Source organism: Pseudomonas glycinae (assembly GCF_001594225.2).
GTDB lineage: Bacteria > Pseudomonadota > Gammaproteobacteria > Pseudomonadales > Pseudomonadaceae > Aquipseudomonas > Aquipseudomonas glycinae.
The window spans coordinates 1834196-1851608 of the sequence record NZ_CP014205.2; the positions used below are offsets into that span (position 1 = coordinate 1834196).

At 61.9% G+C, this 17413-nt stretch carries 12 protein-coding genes; 3 read left to right on the forward strand and 9 right to left on the reverse strand.

What is annotated here, in order from left to right:
- Positions 1 to 46: 46 nt before the first annotated feature.
- The 5 genes from AWU82_RS08155 to tpx all read right to left on the reverse strand — a co-directional run bounded on the left by AWU82_RS08155 (position 47) and on the right by tpx (position 9714).
- A complete protein-coding gene (locus AWU82_RS08155) occupies positions 47 to 1516 on the reverse strand; it encodes an efflux transporter outer membrane subunit (protein WP_064381819.1) in 1470 nt (489 codons plus the stop codon).
- On the reverse strand, positions 1513 to 4620 hold the full coding sequence (locus AWU82_RS08160; protein WP_064381820.1) for an efflux RND transporter permease subunit: 3108 nt from the start codon (positions 4618 to 4620) through the stop codon (positions 1513 to 1515). Before AWU82_RS08160 ends, AWU82_RS08155 begins: the two co-directional genes overlap by 4 nt.
- Positions 4617 to 7721 carry an MdtB/MuxB family multidrug efflux RND transporter permease subunit gene (locus tag AWU82_RS08165; RefSeq protein WP_007955054.1) on the reverse strand — a complete coding sequence of 1035 codons (3105 nt, stop codon included), beginning with the start codon at positions 7719 to 7721 and terminating at the stop codon, positions 4617 to 4619. The genes AWU82_RS08160 and AWU82_RS08165 overlap by 4 nt, the downstream gene beginning before the upstream one ends.
- Positions 7718 to 9025, reverse strand: coding sequence for an MdtA/MuxA family multidrug efflux RND transporter periplasmic adaptor subunit (locus tag AWU82_RS08170; RefSeq protein WP_064381821.1), 1308 nt, complete (start codon positions 9023 to 9025; stop codon positions 7718 to 7720). The genes AWU82_RS08165 and AWU82_RS08170 overlap by 4 nt, the downstream gene beginning before the upstream one ends.
- A 188-nt stretch (positions 9026 to 9213) precedes the next feature.
- Positions 9214 to 9714: a thiol peroxidase gene (tpx, locus tag AWU82_RS08175; protein WP_064381822.1), complete on the reverse strand. Its 501-nt coding sequence runs from the start codon at positions 9712 to 9714 to the stop codon at positions 9214 to 9216.
- Between the two features lie 271 nt (positions 9715 to 9985).
- Between tpx and AWU82_RS08180 the strand changes: the two genes are divergently transcribed.
- The 3 genes from AWU82_RS08180 (at position 9986) to AWU82_RS08190 (ending at position 13200) form a co-directional block, all read left to right on the forward strand.
- A complete protein-coding gene (locus AWU82_RS08180) occupies positions 9986 to 10411 on the forward strand; it encodes a YciI family protein (RefSeq protein ID WP_064381823.1) in 426 nt (141 codons plus the stop codon).
- A gap of 150 nt (positions 10412 to 10561) precedes the next feature.
- Positions 10562 to 12208, forward strand: coding sequence for a J domain-containing protein (locus AWU82_RS08185; protein WP_064381824.1), 1647 nt, complete (start codon positions 10562 to 10564; stop codon positions 12206 to 12208).
- A complete protein-coding gene (locus AWU82_RS08190; protein WP_064381825.1) occupies positions 12205 to 13200 on the forward strand; it encodes a DUF3829 domain-containing protein in 996 nt (331 codons plus the stop codon). Before AWU82_RS08185 ends, AWU82_RS08190 begins: the two co-directional genes overlap by 4 nt.
- A gap of 49 nt (positions 13201 to 13249) precedes the next feature.
- On the opposite strand, the gene AWU82_RS08195 is transcribed toward AWU82_RS08190, so the two are convergent.
- From AWU82_RS08195 to nirA, 4 genes are all read right to left on the reverse strand, one after another.
- The gene (locus tag AWU82_RS08195) at positions 13250 to 13921 is read right to left on the reverse strand and encodes a DUF3313 domain-containing protein (protein WP_011333935.1); all 672 of its coding nucleotides are present in this window, start codon (positions 13919 to 13921) and stop codon (positions 13250 to 13252) included.
- 156 nt (positions 13922 to 14077) lie between these two features.
- A complete protein-coding gene (locus AWU82_RS08200; RefSeq protein ID WP_064381826.1) occupies positions 14078 to 15052 on the reverse strand; it encodes a hypothetical protein in 975 nt (324 codons plus the stop codon).
- A 129-nt stretch (positions 15053 to 15181) separates the two neighbouring features.
- Positions 15182 to 15661, reverse strand: a complete 480-nt coding sequence (locus tag AWU82_RS08205) for a DUF934 domain-containing protein (RefSeq protein WP_064381827.1) — start codon at positions 15659 to 15661, stop codon at positions 15182 to 15184.
- Positions 15658 to 17331: a nitrite reductase NirA gene (gene nirA / locus AWU82_RS08210; RefSeq protein WP_064381828.1), complete on the reverse strand. Its 1674-nt coding sequence runs from the start codon at positions 17329 to 17331 to the stop codon at positions 15658 to 15660. Before nirA ends, AWU82_RS08205 begins: the two co-directional genes overlap by 4 nt.
- Positions 17332 to 17413: the final 82 nt, after the last annotated feature.

Sequence of the window (17413 nt, forward strand, 5' to 3'; positions counted from 1 at the left end):
CGCAGATCGTTCCCACGCTCTGCGTGGGAACGATCATGGCGCTGCGTCAGCGGTTATCAGTGGTTTCCAACTGCCCATCCCACCCACCACCCAACGCCGCAATCAACTGCACGCTGGCAATCAAACGGCTCTGCAACACGTTCAACACACTGCGCTCGTTGCTCAACGCCGTGGCCTGCACCGTCACCACGTCGAGATAAGCAATCACCCCGGCCTTGTACTGATTTTCGGTCAGGCGCAACGAATCCCGTGCCGCTTCGAGGGCTTCCTGACGCACGGCCGCTTCATCCTCGTAAACCTTCAACTGCACCAGATAGTTTTCCACTTCGCGGAAACCATCGAGCACGGTCTGGCGGTATTTGGCCACGGTCTGGTCGTACACTGCCTCGGTGCGATCGACTTCGGCCGAGCGGATGCCGCCATCGAACAGCGGCAGGGTCATTTTCGGCCCCACCGACCAGAAGCGGTTCGGCAGGCTGATCAGGTTCTGCGAGGTACTGCTGCTGTAGCCGCCGCTCAGGCTCAGGCTGAAATCCGGGTAGTACGCAGCCTTGGCCACGCCGATGTTGGCGTTGGCAGCGATCACCGAGCGCTCCGCCGAGGCAATGTCCGGACGGCGTTCGAGCAACTGCGACGGCAGGCTCAGCGGGATCTGCGGGAGCTTGGGAATGTCCTGAGTCTCGGCAATGTTGAATTCGGCAGGCGGCTGGCCGGTCAGTACCGCGATGGCGTTTTCGAACTGCGCCCGTTGCCAGATCAGGTCGACCAGATCGCCCTGGGTGGTTTTCAGCTGGGTCTGTGCCTGCGCCACCGCGTCACGCCCGGAAACCCCGGCGTTGTATTGGTTCATGGTCATTTTCAGCGAGCGCTCGTACGCCGCCACTGTCGATTCGAGCAGGCGTTTCTGCTGATCGATCACCCGCAATTGCAGGTAGTTCTGCACCAGCTCCGACTGCTGGCTCAGACGCATCGCCGCCAGATCGGCGTAGCTCGCCTGGGCACTGGCTTCATTGGCTTCCAGGCCCCGACGCAATTTGCCCCAGACATCGGCTTCCCAACTCACGCCCAGTTGCGCGTTGTACGTGTCACGAATGCCGCTGGAGGAACTGCTCAGGCTCGAACTGCTGCTGCCGGTGCCCTGGCTGGAGCGGGTCTTGCCGGCACTCAGATCAACGCTCGGATAAAACGCCCCGCGTGCACTGCGCACCAAAGCCTGGGCCTGACGGTACTGGGCCTCGGACTGGGCGACGGTCTGGTTGGAGCTGTTGAGCTTCTCGATCAGTTGGTTGAGCTGACGATCGCCATACAGCTCCCACCAGGCGCCGCGTGCCAGGGAATCGCTCGGATTGGCCTGACGCCAGCCTTCGGCTTCCTTGTACTGGGCGATTTCGGCGGTCTGCGGGCGCTGGTAGTCCGGGCCGACGGCGCAGGCACTGAGCATCGCCACGCACAGAGACAGGCTCAGCAGACGCGAGCCGCGGACACTGGCCAGTTGGATAAGCGAACGGTCATTCATAGCGGAGTTTCCAGAGCGGCATCGGTGCGCACGCCACGCCACCTGTTGAAACGATGGCGCAACTTGTCGAGATAGAGGTAAACCACAGGCGTGGTGTAAAGGGTCAGCACCTGACTGAAAATCAGCCCGCCGATGATGGTCAGGCCCAGCGGTTGGCGCATTTCCGCGCCTTCGGCCCGGCCCAACAGCAACGGCAACGCGCCGAGGATCGCCGCCAGCGTGGTCATCAGGATCGGCCGCAGGCGTTGCAGACAGGCGCTGCGAATCGATTCCAGCGGCGCCATGCCTTGATGGCGTTCCAGTTGCAGCGCCAGGTCGATCATCAGGATCGCGTTCTTCTTCACCACCCCGATCAACAGGAACAGCCCGAGCAGCGAGATCAGGCTGAACTCGCCGCCCAGCACATAGATCGACAGCAACGCGCCGACCCCGGCCGATGGCAGCGTCGACAGAATCGTCAGCGGGTGAATGTAGCTCTCATACAGCACGCCCAGCACCAGATACACCGCCAGCAGCGCACCGAGGATCATGAACGGCTGGCTCTTCTGGGTGGCGGCGAATGCATCGGCGGTGCCGGCCATTTTCACGATCACGTCTTCCGGCAGACCAAGCCTGGCAATCGCCCGCTCGATGGCGGCACTGCCCTGCTCCACCGTCACGCCTTCGGCCATGTCGAAGGAAATGCTCTCGGAAGCAAACTGGCCTTCGTGACTGACCCGGTCGTCTTCCAGGCTGTTTTCATAATGAGCGAAAGTCGACAGCGGAATCCGCGCACCGTCGGCGGTGATCACCTGAACCTGCTTGAGCGTCACCGGATCCTGGGCGTATTTCGGATTGACCTCCATCACCACCTGATACTGGTTGAGGCTGTCGTAGATCGTGGAAATCTGCCGCTGGCTGTAGGCGTTGTTGAGCACCGCCGTGACCATTTCCATGTCCACGCCCAGGCGTTTGGCCTGATCGCGGTCGACAATCAATGTCACCTGCTGCGCGCCCGCGCCTTCCCGGGCGTCGATGGCCGTCAGCTCGGGCAAGGCCCTGAGCGCGGTGACCACTTTCGGGTACCACTCGCGCAACTCACCCAGATCACCGCTTTGCAGGATGTAGCTGTACTGCGAAGTGGTCTGCTCGCGACCGCCGCCGAACTGCAAGTCCTGGTCGGCCATCAGCATCAGTTGCGCACCGGCCACCTTGGGCATTTCCTTGCGCAGACGCTCGATGACCTTCTGTGCCGAGATATTGCGCTCCTTGATCGGTTTCAGGCGCACCAGCATGAAGGCGTTGTTGGTGCCGTTGGTGCCACCAATGAACCCGGCCACACTCTCGACCGCTTCGTCCTTGAGCACGGCGCGGCGGAACGTCTCCATTTTCGGCTGCATCACACTGAACGACAGGCCGTCGTCACCGCGCACGAAACCGATCAACTGGCCGGTGTCCTGCTGCGGCATGAAGGTCTTCGGCACCACCACATACAGGGCGACGTTCACTCCGACGGTGATGATCAGGCTGAGCAAGGTCAGGCGACGGTGGCGCAATACCCAGTCGAGGCTGGTGGCGTACTTGCCGACCATCCAGTCGTTGGTGCGGCGGCTCCAGCGTTGCAGGCGGTTTTCCTCACCCGGCTTATGGGGTTTGAGCCAGCGGGCGCAGAGCATCGGGGTCAGCGTCAACGAAACCACCAGCGACACCACGATGGCCGCCGCCAGGGTGATGGAAAATTCGCGGAACAGGCTTTCGATGATCCCGCCCATGAACAGGATCGACAGGAACACCGCCACCAGCGAGACGTTCATCGACAGCAGGGTAAACCCGACTTCCTTGGCCCCGAGGTACGCGGCCTTCATCGGCTTGACGCCTTCGTCGATGTGCCGGGAAATGTTCTCCAGCACCACGATGGCGTCGTCCACCACCAGCCCGGTGGCGAGGATCAGCGCCATCAGCGACAGGTTGTTCAGCGAGAATCCGTAGAGGTACATCACCGCAAAGGTGCCGACCAGCGACACCGGCACCGCCAACGTCGGAATCAGGGACGCGCGGAAATTACCGAGGAACAGGAACACCACCAGAATCACCAGGGCCACGGCAATCAGCAGGGTCATTTCCGCTTCGTGCAAGGTGGCCTTGATCACCGGCGAGCGATCCATCGCCAGGTTCAGTTTGACGCTGGCCGGCAGTACCGCCTGCAACGCTGGCAGCTGCGCCTTGATCTCGTTGACCGTCTCGATGATGTTGGCGCCGGCCTGACGGTTGATCACCAGCAACACCGCCGCGTCATCGTTGAAAAAACCACTGTTGTAGCGGTCTTCCACGCCGTCGCTGACCTTGGCCACATCTTTCAGGCGCAGGGCCGCGCCGCCGTTGTAGTGGATGATCAGCGATTCGTAATCCTTGGCTTTCTCCAGTTGATCGTTGGCCTGGATCTGCCACAGACGCTGATCGTCCTCGACCGAGCCCTTTGGCCGGCGCACGTTGGCTTCGGCGATGGTCTTGCGCACATCGTCCAGCGCCACGCCGTACTGGTTCAGCGCCTGGGGTTCGAGTTCGATGCGCACCGCTGGCAACGAGCTGCCGCCGATCTGCACTTCACCGACGCCCTGCACCTGAGACAGGCTCTGGGACAGGATGGTCGAGGCCAGGTCATAGAGCTGGCCTTTTTCCAGTACGTCCGAAGTCAGCGACAACACCATGATCGGTGCCTGCGACGGGTTGACCTTCTTGTAGGTCGGCATGCTGCGCATCCCGCTCGGCAGAAGGTTGCGCGAGGCGTTGATCGCCGCCTGCACTTCCCGCGCCGCGCCGTTGATGTCGCGGTCGAGATCAAATTGCAGGATGACCCGGGTCGAGCCCTGGCTGGAACGACTGCTCATGGTGTTGACGCCGGCGATGGCGCCGAACGAGCGCTCCAGCGGCGTGGCCACGGTGGACGCCATGACCTCCGGACTGGCGCCGGGCAGGCTGGCCTGCACCACGATCACCGGGAAATCCATTTGCGGCAGCGGCGACACCGGCAGCAGGCCGAAGCTCACACCGCCCAGCAGCATGATCGCCAGGCTCAGGAGCATGGTCGCCACCGGGCGCTTGATGAAAGGACCGGACAGGTTCATGGCTGTTCCACCGGCTCCACGGCCGAAGGAGCACGGCCCCAGCGCCGGCCGAGACGATCGAAGTACAGGTAGATCACCGGGGTGGTGAACAGTGTCAGCACCTGACTCACCAGCAACCCGCCAACCATCACCAGACCCAGCGGTTGACGCAATTCAGCGCCGGAGCCGGTGGCCAGCATCAACGGCACCGCGCCAAACAGCGCCGCCAGCGTCGTCATCAGAATCGGCCGGAAACGCAACAGCGCCGCCTGATAGATCGCCTGCTCCGGCGCCATGCCCTGGGTGCGTTCGGCGTCGAGGGCGAAGTCGATCATCATGATCGCGTTCTTCTTCACGATACCGATCAGCAGAATGATGCCGATGATCGCGATCATCCCCAGGTCATTGCCACTGAGCAGCAACGCCAACAAGGCCCCGACCGCCGCCGACGGCAAGGTCGAGAGAATGGTGATCGGGTGAATGTAGCTCTCGTAGAGCACGCCGAGCACGATGTACATGGTCACCACCGCCGCCAGAATCAGCAGCAAGGTGCTCGACAGCGATGCCTGGAACGCTTCGGCGGCGCCCTGGAACTGGGTCTGCACGCCGATCGGCATGCCGATGTCCTTCTGCACCTGCTCAATGATGTCCACCGCATGCCCCAGCGCCACGCCGGGTGCGAGGTTGAACGACATCATCACCGCCGGGAACTGGCCGATGTGGGTGATCGCCAGTTGCGCCTGCCGTTCCTCGACGTGGGCCAGGCTCGACAATCGCACCTGACCGCCGTCGGTGGTCTTGACGTGAATCTGATCCAGCGCCTGCGGGCCGATCTTCTCCCCGGCCTGAGCCTGCAGCACCACGCGGTACTGACTGGCCTGGGTGTAGATGGTCGAGATCTGCCGCTGGCCGAACGCGTCGTACAGCGCATCGGTGATGTTCGACACCGACACGCCCAATCGTGAAGCGGCGTCGCGGTCGATCACCAGGAACACCTGCAAGCCCTTGTCCTGCAAGTCGCTGGCGACGTCGGTCAGTTCCGGGCGCTGGGCCAGGGCCTCGACCAGACGGCCGCTCCACAGGCTGAGCAATTCGGAATCCGGCGACGACATGCTGAACTGGTATTGGGTACGGCTGACGCGGTCTTCGATGGTCAGGTCCTGCACCGGCTGCATGAACAGGCGGATGCCCACCAGTTTGTCCAGTTGCGGTTGCAGGCGGGCAATCACTTCAGTCGCCGTCAGATCCCGCTGGCCATGGGGCTTGAGGTTGATCAGCAACCGACCGCTGTTGAGCGTGGCGTTGTCGCCGTCGACACCGATGTAGGACGACAGGCTTTCCACCGCCGGATCTTCCAGAATCACCTTGGCCAGCGCCTGCTGACGCTCGCCCATGGCGGCAAAGGAAATCGACTGCGGCGCTTCGGAAATGCCCTGGATCACCCCGGTGTCCTGCACCGGGAAGAAGCCCTTGGGCACCACCATATAAAGGAACACGGTCAGGGCCAGTGTGCCGATGGCCACCAGCAGGGTCAGCGGCTGATGCTTGAGCACCCACTGCAACTTGCGCCCGTAAGCGGCGATCATCCAGTCGATGAACGCACCACTGGCGCGGTAGAAACGGCCCTGCTCATGTGCTTCCGGCTCACGCTTGAGCAGACGCGCGCACATCATCGGCGTCAGGGTCAGCGAGACCACCAGGGAAATCAGGATCGCCACCGCCAGGGTGATGGCGAATTCGCGGAACAACCGCCCCACCACATCGGCCATGAACAGCAGCGGAATCAGAACCGCAATCAGCGACAGGGTCAGGGAAATCAGGGTGAAACCGATCTGCTTCGCGCCCTTGAGCGCGGCCTGCATCGGACTGTCGCCCTCCTCGATGAAACGCGCGATGTTCTCCAGCATCACGATCGCATCGTCGACCACGAAACCGGTGGCGATGGTCAATGCCATCAGCGTCAGGTTGTTGACCGAGAAACCGGCCAGGTACATCACGCCGAACGTACCGATCAGCGACAGCGGCACGGCCACCGACGGAATGATCGTCGCACTGGCGCGGCGCAGGAACAGGAACGTCACCATCACCACCAGCGCAATGGCGATAAGCAACTCATGTTGCACATCGGTGACGGAGGCGCGGATGGTCTGGGTGCGGTCGGTCAGCACGACCACGTCGAGACCGGCCGGCAGGTTGTCGGTGATGCTCGGCAGCAGTGCCTTGATCCGGTCGACCACCTCGATCACGTTGGCGCCCGGTTGACGCTGGATGTTCAGCAGAACAGCCTGATTCTGGTTGGCCCACGCCGCCAGACGCTCGTTTTCGGCACCGTCGACGATCTGCGCGACATCCTTGAGCCGCAGCGGCGCGCCGTTGGCGTAGGCCAGGATCAGGTTGGCGTAATCCTTGGGCGACGTCAGCTGGTCGTTGGCGTCGAGCATCGACACCCGGGTCGGGCCGTCGAAGTTGCCCTTGGGCTGGTTGACGTTGGACGCACTGATCAGCGTGCGCACGTCCGACAGGTTCAGGCCATTGGCCGCGAGGGCCTCCGGATTGACCTTGATCCGCACCGCCTGACGCTGGCCGCCGGCGATGCTGACCATGCCGACGCCGCTGATCTGGGCGATTTTCTGCGCCATGCGCGTATCGACCAGATCATTGAGTTTGGGCAGCAGCATGGTTTTCGAGGTGATGGCCAGGGTCAGCACCGGGGTGTCCGCCGGGTTGACCTTGTTGTACACCGGCGGCGCCGGCAAGTCGGTCGGCAACAGGTTGGTCGCGGCGTTGATCGCGGCCTGCACCTGCTGTTCGGCGACGTCCATGTTGATGTCGAGGCTGAAACGCAAGGTCAGCACCGACGCTCCGCCGGAGCTGGTCGAGGCCATTTGCGTCAGGCCCGGCATCTGCCCGAACTGGCGTTCCAGCGGCGCGGTGACGGCGCTGGTCATCACGTCCGGACTGGCGCCCGGATACAGGGTCATGACCCGGATGGTCGGGTAATCGACCTGCGGCAAAGCCGAAACCGGCAGCAGGCGATACGCGATCAGACCGGCCAGCACGATGGCCAGCATGCTCAGCGTGGTGGCGACCGGACGGAGGATGAACAGGCGCGAAATGTTCATGCGCCCTTCTTGGCCTTGTCAGTGACCGTGGCGTCAGGCGCGGTGGCGGCGGACTTGCCTTGCAGGTGTTCGGTCGGGGTGGTCGGCACATCCTTGCTCTCGTTGACCACTTCCACTTCGCTGCCTTCCTTCAGGCGGTCGGTGCCTTCCAGCACCACCCGGTCGCCGGCCGCGAGGCCTTCGGTGACCACCGTGTTTTCGCCGTCGCTGGCACCGATCTTCAACTGGCGGATGGTGACTTTCTTGTCACCGTCCAGCGCGTAGACGAAAGTGCCGTTGGTGCCGAACTGAATGGCCGCCGACGGCGCCAGCACCACACCCTTCAAGGTGTCAGCCAGCAAGTGAACGTTGACGAACTGGTTGGGGAACAGCGACTGATCGCGGTTTTCGTAGCGCGCCTTGAATTTCAGCGTGCCGGTGGTCACGTCGATCTGGTTGTCGAGGCTTTGCAGCACGCCAGTGGCCTGCAGTTTGGTGTCGCCGCGATCCCAGGCTTCGGCCGGCAGTTTGGCGCCGCTGCGATAGCGGGCGAGCACGGTGTCCAGACTATTTTCCGGCAGGGTGAAGGCGACACTGATCGGTTGGGTCTGAGTGATGACCGCCAGGGAGGTCGTGTCGTTGGCCGCCACGAGGTTGCCGACGTCAAGTTGACGCAGGCCGACGCGACCGGCGATCGGTGCACGGATCTTGGTGAATTCGAGATTGAGCTTGGCGTCGTTGACCGCCGCCTGATTGGTTTTCACGGTGCCGAGGTATTGGCCGACCAGCGCTTCAGCGGTGTCCAGCGTCTGCTTGGCGATGCTGTCTTCCTTGTACAGGCCGCGATAGCGCTCGACGTCGACCTGAGCGTTTTTCAATTGCGCCTGATTCTGCAGCAAGGTGCCTTCGGCCTGGAGCAAGGCGTTCTGGTACGGGCGCGGATCGATCTCCGCCAGCAGGTCGCCGGCCTTGACCATCTGCCCTTCCTCGAAATAAATCTTCACCAGTTCGCCACCGACCCGGCTGCGCACATTGATGGTGTTGAGCGCCGTCACCGTGCCCAGGGCCTTGTAGTACAGCGGGAAGTCCCCGGTGACTGCCGGCGCCACGCGCACCGGAATCGGCCCCGCAGCGCCGCCGAAGCCCGGACGCATCATCCCCGAACGACCGGTGTGGCCGGCCTGCGCCTTCTCGCCGCCCTCCTTGTGGGTCGAACCGGACGGCCAGAATTTCCAGCACAGACCGGCAATGACCAGCAGGACAAGCAGGCTCAACAGCCAGCGACGGGAGTTTCGGGAAGACGATTGCATGGACTGATTAACCATTGGGCGCGTGGGCTTCTTTTACGGGAGGCTGAACGATAAGCACTGGCCGGGATTTAGCAAAGCAGCTTTACCGGCAATTTACCTTCCACTTACGTTTCAAGGTGTGAGGCAAAACACTGATACACAAATGAAAACGGCCTGGACAGGGCCAGGCCGTTAACAATTGTAAAGCGCTTGTTTCAGAACACTTATTTCAATACAGCCAGTGCCGCATCGTAGTCAGGCTCTTCTGCAATTTCCTTGACCAGTTCGCTGTGCAGGACGTTGTCGTTTTCGTCCAGAACAACCACCGCACGGGCGGTCAGGCCTTTCAGCGGGCCGTCAGCGATGGCCACACCGTAGTTCTGAATGAACTCGGCGCCACGCAGGGTCGACAGGTTTTGTACGTTTTCCAGGCCTTCGGCACCGCAGAAGCGAGCCTGGGCGAACGGCAGGTCAGCCGAGATGCACAGCACCACGGTGTTGGCCAGCTCGTTGGCCTGGGCGTTGAACTTGCGCACGGAAGTGGCGCAGGTCGGGGTGTCGACGCTTGGGAAGATGTTCAGCACTTTGCGCTTGCCGGCGAAGTCTTTCAGGGTGACGTCGGACAGATTGCCGGCTACCAGGGAAAAGGCTGGCGCCTTGGAACCGGCTTGTGGCAGTTGGCCGTTGACTTGAACCGGGTTGCCTTTGAGCGTGACTTGAGCCATGAACGGAGTCCTTCTTAACGTTGTTGGGAAAGCATGCAAGAGGCGGAAGTTAACCACGAAATTGTCCGACGACCTATGCCTGAACCGAAATTGTCATGTGTTGGCACACAAAACTGGATACACGCTCTCCAGTGCCGGCCACAGCCGTGTGTCCAAAGGAAGTGAAGCTTGTGAAAGCGACAATCTGCGGCTTTTCTTTAACGACCTGTCGATTCAGACCCCGGCCGTTCGACTAAGCCATGAATCCTTCACTCACCTGCGGAGAAACACCATGCGCTTCATGATCATTGTCAAAGCCAGCCACGACTCCGAAGCCGGCGTGATGCCCAGCGAGCAATTGCTGACCGACATGGGCAACTACAACGAACAGCTGGCCAAGGCCGGTATCCTGGTTTCTGCCGACGGCCTTCACCCCAGCAGCAAAGGCGCCCGCGTGCGCTTCAGTGGCGAAAACCGCAGCGTGATCGACGGCCCGTTCGCCGAGACCAAAGAGCTGATCGCCGGTTACTGGATCTGGGACGTGAAATCCAAAGAAGAAGCCATCGAATGGGTCAAGCGCTGCCCGAATCCCATGCCCGGCACTGAATCGGAAATCGAGATTCGCCAGGTGTTCAGCGCGGAAGATTTCGGCGCCGAGTTCACGCCGGAACTGCGAGAGCAGGAAGAACGCATACGCGAGCAAGCCAAAAAACACTGAGCCCCCCGAATCGAGAACGTGAGCATTTTCTGCATGGCCGAAGACGACTGAGCAAGACACGGGGACTTTTCGACGCGAAACAGGTAGGGTGCGCAACATCACAATGCCACCACTGGATCGCGTCGCGGGTTTTATGGAGTTGTCATCGCAATGAGTTGCTGGACCGTCCTTGGCCTGTCGGCCGACGCCGATGTGCGCGCTATCAAACGCCAATATGCCGTCCTGCTCAAACAGACCCGCCCCGACGACGACCCCGAGGGCTTCCAGCGGCTGCGCGATGCCTATGAGCAGGCGCTGGCGTACAAGGAATGGCAGCAGTATCACGAGCAGAATCAGGATGAAGAGCAGGAACAGGGCATTGAAGAATCCTGGGACCTGAGCGGCCTGACCGTGGTCGAGGTCGATGCCCTGCAATTGGCGACCCGTTCGCTGGACGGGCTCAGCGTTGAAGAGCTGAATCATCGCCATGCCGTCACCCTCGAACAGGGTTGCGCGCATTTCTTCGAAGACACGGTGCTGCATCATTGCATTGAACACCCTGAGACTTCGCAGACGCTGGTGGACTGGGCCATCCCGACCTTCTTCTGGTTCAGCGCCTGGCAACGCCTCGAGCTGGACGAGATATCGATCGACCTGTTGCTGGATCAACAACGCGCGCGTATTGCGCAACCGATGCGTGATGCCCTCGAACGGGAAGACGTTGAAGGTTTCCTCCAGGCCTACGAGCGTTGCGGGGAGCACAACTGGCTCGCGAATGCACTGCAACAGGAATGGTTCAACCGGATGCTCAGCCATTTGCTGCTGGATGCGCCAGTCTGGTCTCCCGAGCTTTTCGAACGGGTGCGCGCCGGTCAAGGCTGGCACGGCTGCACCGCAAATCCCTGCCCTGACGGAGAATGGCAACGCCTGCTGGCTCGTCAGAATGCGCCGCTTTTCCTGGCTCACCAGCAACAACTGGCCACGGAGCCCGCCGTCACCCCCGAGCACCGCGCCGCCCGCCTGCTGCTGGGCACCGGCTCGTTCAGCGCCCGCCGCGCACTGGCCCGACGCCTGCACGAGGACGACTGGGCGCAGTGCCGCAAGTTGAGCTCCGAGCTTTACGCCAACCACCCCAAGGTCTGCGCACAGATGCCCGGCGGCACAGCGTTTTTCTGGCGCGACTGGGAACTGAGCTTCAATGACTGGCCGACCTACGTGGGCGTGGTGCTGGCCTGCCTGATCGGCGCGTTCACCCATTACATTCCGCTGGGCATTCGCCTCAGCGGGCTGATCAATATCGTCATGATCTCGACCGTGGTGTTCGGCGTGATTGTGGCCGGGCTCAATTGGCTGGTGCACAACGTTGCCCATCGCGTATGGCGGCTGGATGACCGGCTCAGCGCTGGCCTCTGCCCGCGCTTCCTCAAAGACTCGCCGCCATTCGGCGTACTGCGCGACTTCATGCCCGGCGCGCTGATGGTGGCCGGGCTCGGCTGGTTTTTCGGCCCGATTGCCGGCGTGGTGTACGCCGCGACCCTGGCGACCTTCGGACTGGTGCGCCGCTGGCAGTCCAGGCCCCGGGTGTCCTGGGAAGAGAGCCGTCCGGCCATGAAGGTCGGCGTGACGATCTTCGGCATTCTGGTGCTGGCCCTCGTGCTCGGCGTATTCAAAGTGGTCGCCAGCCAAGGCACGGTCAATCGCAATCAGGGCCTGCAACCCTGGACCGAACGCCTGTGCAGTCGCTTGCCGGCCACCACCGCCGAATGCAGCGCACCGGCCACCGTCGAACAGTGGTACGGCAAGGAGGCCCGCCCATGAGCTCGAGAATGATGTTTTGCCTCGGTATTTTCTTCGCGCTGGTGATAATGGCGCTGACGAGTGCGACCCGTCCTTTCCTGCAACTCGATCTCTGGCTGGACGGGCGCGATGCGCCGGTCACCGCCCAGGCCAATGCCCTGAGCCCGGTGATCGCCTGCGTCAACCGGATCGACGTGCAATGGCGAGCGGCCTACGACCGCTACAAGAACCCTCAACCGCCCTTGCCCCGCGACCAGCGCTGGTTGAAGAGCCTCAATGATTTCGACGACAGCGACGCATTCAATGTGCGAGACATTCAGCGCGATGTCTGCGGTCAGGGCCTCACGGAAAAACTCGAACTGTTGGCCTGGCAGCCTGAACTGGCGCGACAAACCAACGAGTATGTCCAGGCACTGACTCACGTCACGACCACCATTGCACCCACGCGGTTTTACCGAGAGGCGAGTTTCGTCTCCAGCTCGCAACAGCCCTCCACTGGAGAGCTGGCGGCGATCGAGCGCGTTTCACAGGAATACATCGGTGCTTCCACGGCTTTGCGGCAAAGCCTGCTGTCCCTCGATGCCGCGCAGCGTCCCGAACAGCTCAAGCTGATCGAAGCGCGTCTGGGCAGGGACATTCACTGGTACTTGCTGGCGTACATGATTCAGGCGCGGGAGACCGTCGACGTGCTCGACGAAGCGATGAAAAACCGCACCCTCACTCCGAAATTGTTGGCCGATACCACCGCGAAGCTGCAACAGGCCTGGAACCGCCGCGAACCCTGGCTCGCACCGCGCACGGGTGGATTCCAGAACAAGACCGATGCCGCACGGGACCTGTGGCTGCGCATCGGCGAGCCGGGGCAAAACTATCTTGAGGCATTGAACACCCTGCAAGCCGACTGGCACAACCACGCCAAGCCCGAACGTTTGAGCGAGGACTACTACGCCGTGACCCGCCGTTACGACGGTTTGCTCAGCCATTACAACCGACTGGCGCGCGCCAGCTTCTGACGCCGTGCGCACGCCGGATCGCCCTCAGGGACGACCCGGCGTGCCGGTCTTACTTGGCCTTGAGCTTGAGGTAGGACTGATGCAGATCCGAGGCCCAGCCATCGATCACGCTTTTCACGTCATCGGCCTTCATCACCTGCGAATCGTTTTCCAGCGGTTTGCCGGTGCCTTTGCGCACCACCTGCGCCGCCACCTTGTTGGTGCCGCCATCGAGGAACACCGCTTCGGTCGCCAGCGTGGTTTCCTGATCGCGAATGCCGCTGGCGGTGCTGACCGCTGCCGCCACCAACGCCACCGGAATCACTTCATAGGCATGCAGGCCTTCGGTCTTGCTGCTGACGGCGGTGATGGCCGCGCGCACCACAATCACACCCGGCCCGGGGCCCGAGGCCAGCGGCAGGGATTTGCCCAGTTCACGCTTGAGCGCCTGATCGTAGTAGCTGGTGATGCCGTTGAGGGTCTGCTGCGGAATCTTCACGGTGGGTTGCGGTTTGGGATAGAGCTGGGTCGGTTCGACGTAGAAGCTGGTGAATTTGCCGATGTCGACTTTCGGGTCGATCCAGCGCATCACTTCGGCCCCCGACGGGGATTTGGCCTCCCTCAGCTGGCTGTAGTCCTTGAGGAAGCCTGAGTACTCGTCGGGTGCGACGGTTTTGCTGGAGCAACCCACCACGCCCAGCGTGGCAATGCACAGGGTGCTCATCATTACGGCTAGCTTCATGCTGTAACTCCTGTCGGAAGGCCGAATTTATTGCGTCGGGGGAGTTACAGGTATAGCTAAATTCGCGCCGTTTGCGATCAGAAACCCCAATATTGCACAACGTCAGTTCCGGACCTTTGAAAGGTCCGGACCATCACGGGTGCTCAAGGCTTTCTTCTACCAGCTCGAAGTCTCGCCACTCCTCAACGCCATTTCCCGCCGGCTGTTGGCCCGCATCGCCTTGATCAGCGATACCGTGCCCACCAGCAAAATCGCCGCACCGAACAGAAAATCAATGTTGTACAGCTGGAAATCCTGCACCGGCCCCACCAGCACCGTGCGCACCACGCCGATTCCCACCAGCGTGGCGAGGAAGTCGATCCCCGGTTCATCGCGGTAGAACACCAGCAGCAACGGCAGGCACAGCACCAGCAGCATCAACAGCACCACGACCTTGAACGAGCCTTTGCGCTCGACGCTGAACGCGCATTCGTGGGGGCCGTAGGCCTTGTAATCCTCGTCGCGGATCATCGAGTTTTTCTCGTTGATGTAGTCGGCGCGGTTGTACTTCTGGATCGGCGTGAAGGTGTTGGACATCTCCATCAGCGTGGTGATGTTCTTGAAGCGCAGGTCGATGCGCTCGCTGCCCTTGAGGTAATACAGCACCGGTTTGTAGCCGTAGCGATAGGTGTCGAAGGGAAATTCGGTGACCCGGCCCTGGACGCTGATCGGGCGCGATTCTAGTTCGGCGAAGGCGCTCTTGTCGGTCGAGGCCAGGTTGCGGCTCAGGGGCAGGACTTTCACCTGTTCGAGGAAGATCGGCGTGACACCGAACGACCACTGCAAAGGTTCCAGGCGCAGACGCAGTTCGTTGCGGCCCAGGTCGTAGCGGTTGAAGGTGCGCTCGGAGACCACCACCGCGCCGCTGAGCATGAACTCGCCGCGCAGGTTGTTGGTGATGCGCAGGGTCAGCTGATCCTTGCCCAGCAGCGCCGCTTCGGTGTTCGGCGGCGTGCCGCACCACGCGGTGCTTTCGCCGACGCCACCGAGCTGACCGCCACGGTTTTCGTTGAATACGTAGATGTAACCGGCCCACAGCGTCACCATCAACAGCAACGCGGTGATGCCCAGAATTTTTTTGCCCGGACTCACTGATCAGACTCCCTTCTTCGTTCCGTCGTCCAGCCGAAAACCCGCTGGCGACGGGGACTCTACCAAAAGGCCACCATCGACCCAAGGAAAAATCCCCGATTCATCAGGGTTCTAAGGGTTTCCCCTGCATCACCGGCGCCGGAACAACGGTCGCGGCTCGATCACCGAGCGCCCGTACAACACGCTCATCCCGGCCAGGCCCTTGAGCGCATCCTCGGCGGATTTGTCCTCGCGCACGGCGAAGCTGTCGAAACCGCACTGGCGCATGTGGCTGAGCTGGTCGCGCAGTACATCGCCGATGGCGCGCAACTCGCCTTTCCAGCCGAAACGACTGCGCAGCAGATAGGCCTGGCTGTAGGCGCGGCCGTCGCGAAAGCTCGGGAAGTCGAGGGCGATCAGGGGCAGCGAGGCCAGCCATGGCAGCAGGCTTTCAACGCCGTCGTCCGGGCCCAGCCAGACCGCGTGAGTCGAGGGTGATTCGAGCCAGTGGGCCAGCGGCAGAATCAACATTTCAGTACTGTCAGCCGTTTCGGGCGAGCGGATCAGCGTCCACGGATCATCGAGCACGATCCGCGCCCCACTCGCCTCCATGCGCAACAGATTGTTCATGCCGGCACCTCCAGCGCTTTCGGGTAGACCCGTTCCTTGAACGGCTCCAGTCCGATGCGCGCCACGGTATCGACGAACAGTTCTTCGGCCTCGCGATAACGGACGAAGGTGCCGATGATCCGCTCGATCACCTGCGGCACTTCGGCGGCGCTGAACGACGGGCCGATGACTTTGCCCAGTGCGCTGTTTTTGCCCTGCGCGCCGCCGAGGGTGATCTGGTACCACTCGCTGCCGTTTTTATCGACGCCGAGAATCCCGATATTGCCAATGTGGTGATGGCCGCAGGCGTTCATGCAGCCGGAGATGTTCAGGCTGATGTCGCCCAGATCATGCAGGTAATCGAGGTTGTCGAACCGCGCCTGAATCGCCTGGGCAATCGGGATCGATTTGGCGTTGGCCAGCGCGCAGAAATCACCGCCGGGGCAAGCAATGATGTCGGTCAGCAGACCGACATTGGCGGCGCCCAGCCCCTGCTCTTTCGCCAGTTGCCACAACGCGAACAGCTCGGACTTGGGCACGTCCGGCAAGACGATGTTCTGCTCGTGGGCGATGCGGATTTCGCCGAAGCCGAAACGCTCGGACCAGTCGGCCACGGCCTGCATCTGCGCATCAGTCACGTCCCCCGGCGGCGCGGCCAGGCCCGGTTTGGTCGACAGCACCACGCTGGTGTAGCCCGGCACTTTATGCGGTTGCACGTTGCGCGCGACCCAACGGGCGAACGCCGGGTTCTCCGCCAGGTGCGTGCCGAAATCCAGATCGGTGCCCGCCAATGTACGATAGCTCGGCGGCACGAAAGCACTGGCGACCCGCTGGTATTCATCCTCGGTCAGTTGCGCCGGGCCGTCCTTGAGGTGTTGCCATTCCTCCTCGACCTCTTTGGCGAACGCTTCGATACCCAGCGCCTTGACCAGAATCTTGATCCGCGCCTTGTACTTGTTGTCGCGCCGGCCGTGGCGGTTGTAGACCCGCAACACCGCCTCGACATAGGACAGCAAGTGTTGCCACGGCAGGCCATCGCGAATTTGCAGACCGAGAATCGGCGTGCGCCCCAGACCGCCGCCGACGATCACCCGCAGCAGCATCTGGCCGTCGCGACCGGGGTAAAGGTAGAGGCCGATGTCGTGCATCATGATCGCCGCGCGATCCTGCGTCGCCGAGCAGATGGCGATCTTGAACTTGCGCGGCAGGAACAGGAATTCCGGGTTGATCGTTGACCATTGCCGCAGGATTTCGGCCAGCGGACGCGGGTCGATCAGCTCGTCCGCCGCGACCCCGGCAAAGGCTTCGGTGGTGATGTTGCGCACGCAGTTGCCCGACGTCTGGATCGCATGCATGTTGACCTGCGCCAGACGTTCGAGAATGTCCGGCACTTCGTGCAGTTCGATCCAGTTGAACTGCATGTTCTGCCGGGTGGTGAAGTGGCCGTAACCACGGTCGTAATCCCGGGCGATGCTCGCCAGTGTGCGCATCTGTTCGGCGCTCAAGGTGCCGTAGGGAATCGCCACCCGCAGCATGTAGGCGTGTTTTTGCATGTACAGGCCGTTCTGCAGGCGCAGCGGCAGGAACTCTTCTTCGCTCAACTCCCCGGCCATGAAGCGCTCGACCTGATCGCGAAACTGCGCAACGCGCTCGAACACCAGCGCCCGGTCGTAATCATCGTATTGATACATGCAGCGGCTACCTCATCAGTTTTGATCACGGTCAAAACACAGGATTTTTTACGACTATGGACGAGCGGCGCAGCACGCAACA

Coding starts and splice junctions, on each gene's coding strand:
- AWU82_RS08155 (WP_064381819.1), bottom strand. CDS start 1,516: ATGAATGACCGTTCGCTTATCCAACTGGCCAGTGTCCGCGGCTCGCGT.
- AWU82_RS08160 (WP_064381820.1), bottom strand. CDS start 4,620: ATGAACCTGTCCGGTCCTTTCATCAAGCGCCCGGTGGCGACCATGCTC.
- AWU82_RS08165 (WP_007955054.1), bottom strand. CDS start 7,721: ATGAACATTTCGCGCCTGTTCATCCTCCGTCCGGTCGCCACCACGCTG.
- AWU82_RS08170 (WP_064381821.1), bottom strand. CDS start 9,025: ATGGTTAATCAGTCCATGCAATCGTCTTCCCGAAACTCCCGTCGCTGG.
- tpx (WP_064381822.1), bottom strand. CDS start 9,714: ATGGCTCAAGTCACGCTCAAAGGCAACCCGGTTCAAGTCAACGGCCAA.
- AWU82_RS08180 (WP_064381823.1), top strand. CDS start 9,986: ATGCGCTTCATGATCATTGTCAAAGCCAGCCACGACTCCGAAGCCGGC.
- AWU82_RS08185 (WP_064381824.1), top strand. CDS start 10,562: ATGAGTTGCTGGACCGTCCTTGGCCTGTCGGCCGACGCCGATGTGCGC.
- AWU82_RS08190 (WP_064381825.1), top strand. CDS start 12,205: ATGAGCTCGAGAATGATGTTTTGCCTCGGTATTTTCTTCGCGCTGGTG.
- AWU82_RS08195 (WP_011333935.1), bottom strand. CDS start 13,921: ATGAAGCTAGCCGTAATGATGAGCACCCTGTGCATTGCCACGCTGGGC.
- AWU82_RS08205 (WP_064381827.1), bottom strand. CDS start 15,661: ATGAACAATCTGTTGCGCATGGAGGCGAGTGGGGCGCGGATCGTGCTC.
- nirA (WP_064381828.1), bottom strand. CDS start 17,331: ATGTATCAATACGATGATTACGACCGGGCGCTGGTGTTCGAGCGCGTT.